Genomic DNA, 3,672 nt, shown 5'->3' with positions numbered 1-3,672 from the left:
AGGATGACGGCCTTCAGGTCGCCGTGGTGATAGGACGTCCTGCTCATGCGGACATCGTAGCGGAAATCTTGACAGTGCCTAGTTCATTGCCTACCGTTGGAACTTGTCACTGTCTAGATTGGAGTTCGACCATGGCCGTCCTCGTCACGCTGATACTGGGGACGCTCGGCGCACGGCTGGTCGGCCGGCTGGGCGTCGAGTACGTCAACAGCTGGCCGTCTGCCGTGGCCGTCGGGCTGGCCGCGATGTTCGTGGTCACCGGGTTCGCCCACTTCGTCAACCCGCTGCGCCGCGACACGATCGCGATCGTGCCGCCGCGATTACCTGCCCCGGCGTCGTTGGTGACCCTCACCGGTGTGCTCGAGATCGTCGGCGCGATCGGCCTGCTCTACCCGCCCACCCGGGTCGCCGCGGCGGTCTGCCTCTTCGCGTTGATGATCGCGATGTTCCCGGCCAACGTCTACGCGGCGCGGATGCCGAACCCGCCGAAGTCGATGACGACGCGGCTGGATCTACGCACCGCCGAGCAGATCGTCTTCTTAGGGGCGGCGCTCGTGATCGGCCTGGGCAGCGTCCAGTAGCCAGGCGTACTGGAATGCGGTTTCCTTCCAGCGTTCATAGCGTCCGCTGATACCGCCATGGCCGGCATTCATCTCGGTCTTCAACAGAACGGGATGGTCGTCGGTCTTGGTGTGACGAAGGGCGGCAATCCATTTCGCCGGCTCGACGTAGAACACGCGGGTGTCGTTCAACGACGTCATCGCGAGGATTCTCGGGTAGTCCTTGGCCTCGACGTTCTCATATGGCGAGTAGGACCTCATGTACTCGTAGACGTCCTTGTTCTCCAACGGGTTTCCCCACTCGTCCCATTCGGTGACAGTCAGCGGCAGCGAGGGGTCGAGGATTGTGGTGAGGGGATCGACGAACGGCACCACTGCGAGGATGCCGGCGAACAACTCCGGCGCCATGTTGGCCACCGCGCCGACGAGCAGACCGCCTGCGCTGCCGCCGTATGCCACCAGGTTCTCCGGTCGGGTGACGTCGGTCTGCACGAGATGCGCTGCGACGTCCACGAAGTCGGTGAAGCTGTTCTTCTTCTCGAGCATCTTGCCGTGCTCGTACCACGGCCGGCCGAGCTCGCCGCCGCCCCGCACGTGGGCCACCGCGAACACCATTCCGCGGTCGAGCAGCGAGAGCCGCGCGATCGAGAACCGCGGGTCTTCGCAGGCCTCGTAGGCGCCGTACCCGTACAGCAGCGTGGGCGCCGGATACTGCAGCCCGATCTTGTGAACGATCGAGATCGGTACCCGCACACCGTCCCGCGCGATCGCCCAATCGCGGCGCTCGACATAGTCTTCGGGCCGGTAGTCGCCGAGCACGGGCTGCTCGCGCAGCAACGTGCGTTCGCCGGTGGCGAGATCGACGTCGTAGATGCGTACGGGCGTCGTGTACGAGGTGGCGCCGATGCGCAGTTTGGGAGCGCTCCAATTGGGGTTGGCGCTCAGGCCCGCCGACGTCAACTCGGACTCGAACGTGAAGTCTTCGGGGTGGCCGTACTCGCCGCTCGGATACAGGGGCCACAGCTGGATTTTCGGCAGCGCCTCACTGCGGTAGCTGACGACGAGGTGCTTTTCGAACGCGTCGACCGAATCGAGGCGGACGTCGTCGCGATGCGCGATCAGCGTGCGGATCGCGGTCGGATCGCTGACGGGCGCCTCCACCAGGGTGAAGTTCACCGCTCCGTCGTTGTGCAGGATGAGGAACCGGTCCTCACCGCCCACGACCGCGTGCTCGACGGAGTACTCGACGAAGTCGCGGCGCGGCCACACGACGGCGAACTCCGCCTCTGGGTCGGTCGCATCGGCGTAATGCATCTCGGAGGTGACGGCGCTTCCTGCGGCGATCATGACGTATTTGTCGCTGCGGGTTCGGCCGACGCCGAGCCAATACCGTTCGTCGGGTTCGTAATAGACCCGCTGCGCGGGCAGGCCCGAACCAAGACGGTGGCGCCAGATCGTGTCAGGACGCCAGGCCTCGTCGACCGTCGAGTAGTAGACGGTGCGGTTGTCGGCCGCCCAGGTCGCACCGGGGCCGATACCGACGATCGTGTCCTCGTACAGCTCACCGGTGCGTAAGTCCTTGAACCGCAGGGTGTACCGCTCGTCACCCTTGACGTCGACCGAATAGGCCAGGATGTTGCCGTCGAGGCTGACCGAGGCGGCGCCCAGCGAGAAGAATTCGTGGCCCTCGGCCTCGACGTTCTCGTCGAGCAACACCTGCTCGCCGGGGATCTCGGTGTTCTCGTCGAGCACCGGAGGTGTCCAGTCGTCCGGGTCGGCGACCGGACAACGGCAGTGCACGCTGTACTGCTTGCCCTCGAAGCTCCGGCCGTAATACCACCACGCGTCGCGCCTCGTCGGCACCGACAGGTCGGTTTCTTTGGTGCGGGCCTTGATCTCGTCGAAGATGGCCTGTCGCAGTGGCGCGAGGTGTTCGGTGACGTGCTCGGTGTAGGCGTTCTCCGCCTCGAGATACGCGATCACGTCGGGATCGTCCTTGTTGCGCAGCCACTCGTAGGGGTCAGCGAAGACCTCGCCGTGATGTTCGCGTTTGGTGTCGACGCGCTTGGCCACCGGCGGATTCATGCCCCGATCCAATCGTCGAACTTCAGTCCCGAAATGCGTTCGTACGCCTCGATGTAGCGGGAACGGGTGGCTTGCACGACGTCGGGAGGCAGCGGTGGCGGCGCTGTGCCGCCGGCGCGGTCCCATCCCGATTCCGGACCCGTGAGCCAGTTGCGGACGAACTGCTTGTCGAAGCTCTGCTGCACGACGCCTTCCTTCCAGTCGTCGGCGCGCCAGTACCTGCTGGAGTCGGGGGTGAACACCTCGTCGGCGAGTCGCAGTTCGCCGTCCTTGCCGACACCGAACTCGAATTTGGTGTCGGCGACGATGATCCCTTTGGTCAGCGCGTGTTCGGCCCCTCGGCGGTAGGTCTGTAGCGTCCGGTCGCGCAGCTGCTGTGCGCGCTGTTCGCCGATCAGCTGAATCACGGCGTCGAACGAGATGTTCTCATCGTGTTGTCCCAGTTCGGCTTTCGTCGCCGGGGTGAACAGCGGCTCGTCGAACTTGCTCGCCTCGACCAGCCCGGCGGGAAGCGCGATACCGCACACCGCTCCGGTCTTCTGGTAGTCGATGAGCCCTGAACCGGTGAGGTAGCCGCGGGCCACCGCCTCCACCGGCAGCATCTCGAGCTCCTGTACCACCAGCGAGCGGCCCAGCACGTCGGCGGGAATGCGCTCGTCGTCGGAAGGACCGGCGAGATGGTTGGGTGTGCCCGCCGTCCGACTCAGCAGGTCGAAGAAGAACACGCTCATCGCGGTGAGGATGCGGCCCTTGTCGGGGATCTGCGAGTCGAGGATGTAGTCGTAGGCGGAGATGCGGTCGCTGGCCACGAAGAGCAGCGTCTCGTCGTCCACGCGATACAGTTCGCGAACCTTGCCGCTGGCCAGATGTTCGTAGTCGGACAGAGCGGGGCGCATCGGGTCAGCCTATCGGGCAGCATCTACTGCCATGACTTCGCGGTTTATCCCCTATGCCACCACACCGTCGCGCATCATGGCCCAGCTCGTCAGCGACATCGTCGTGGTCGTCTGGACCACGGTGTGGGTGC

The 3,672-nt window shown here is 65.0% G+C and carries 3 protein-coding genes; 1 reads left to right on the top strand and 2 read right to left on the bottom strand.

Going from position 1 to position 3,672, the window contains the following annotated elements; translation table 11 throughout:
- Positions 1–131: 131 nt before the first annotated feature.
- Positions 132–581, top strand: coding sequence for a DoxX family protein (locus A5698_RS06615; protein ID WP_068294692.1), 450 nt, complete (start codon positions 132–134; stop codon positions 579–581).
- Here A5698_RS06615 and A5698_RS06610 read toward each other — a convergent pair.
- Together A5698_RS06610 and A5698_RS06605 are read right to left on the bottom strand one after the other, a co-directional pair.
- The gene (locus A5698_RS06610) at positions 540–2,645 is read right to left on the bottom strand and encodes a S9 family peptidase (RefSeq protein WP_068294690.1); all 2,106 of its coding nucleotides are present in this window, start codon (positions 2,643–2,645) and stop codon (positions 540–542) included. The genes A5698_RS06615 and A5698_RS06610 overlap by 42 nt on opposite strands.
- On the bottom strand, positions 2,642–3,541 hold the full coding sequence (locus A5698_RS06605) for a phosphoribosylaminoimidazolesuccinocarboxamide synthase (RefSeq protein ID WP_068294687.1): 900 nt from the start codon (positions 3,539–3,541) through the stop codon (positions 2,642–2,644). The genes A5698_RS06610 and A5698_RS06605 overlap by 4 nt, the downstream gene beginning before the upstream one ends.
- Positions 3,542–3,672: the final 131 nt, after the last annotated feature.

The organism is Mycobacterium sp. E136 (assembly GCF_001666865.1).
Taxonomy (GTDB): Bacteria; Actinomycetota; Actinomycetes; order Mycobacteriales; family Mycobacteriaceae; genus Mycobacterium.
This window is presented reverse-complemented; position numbering and strand designations above follow the sequence as displayed.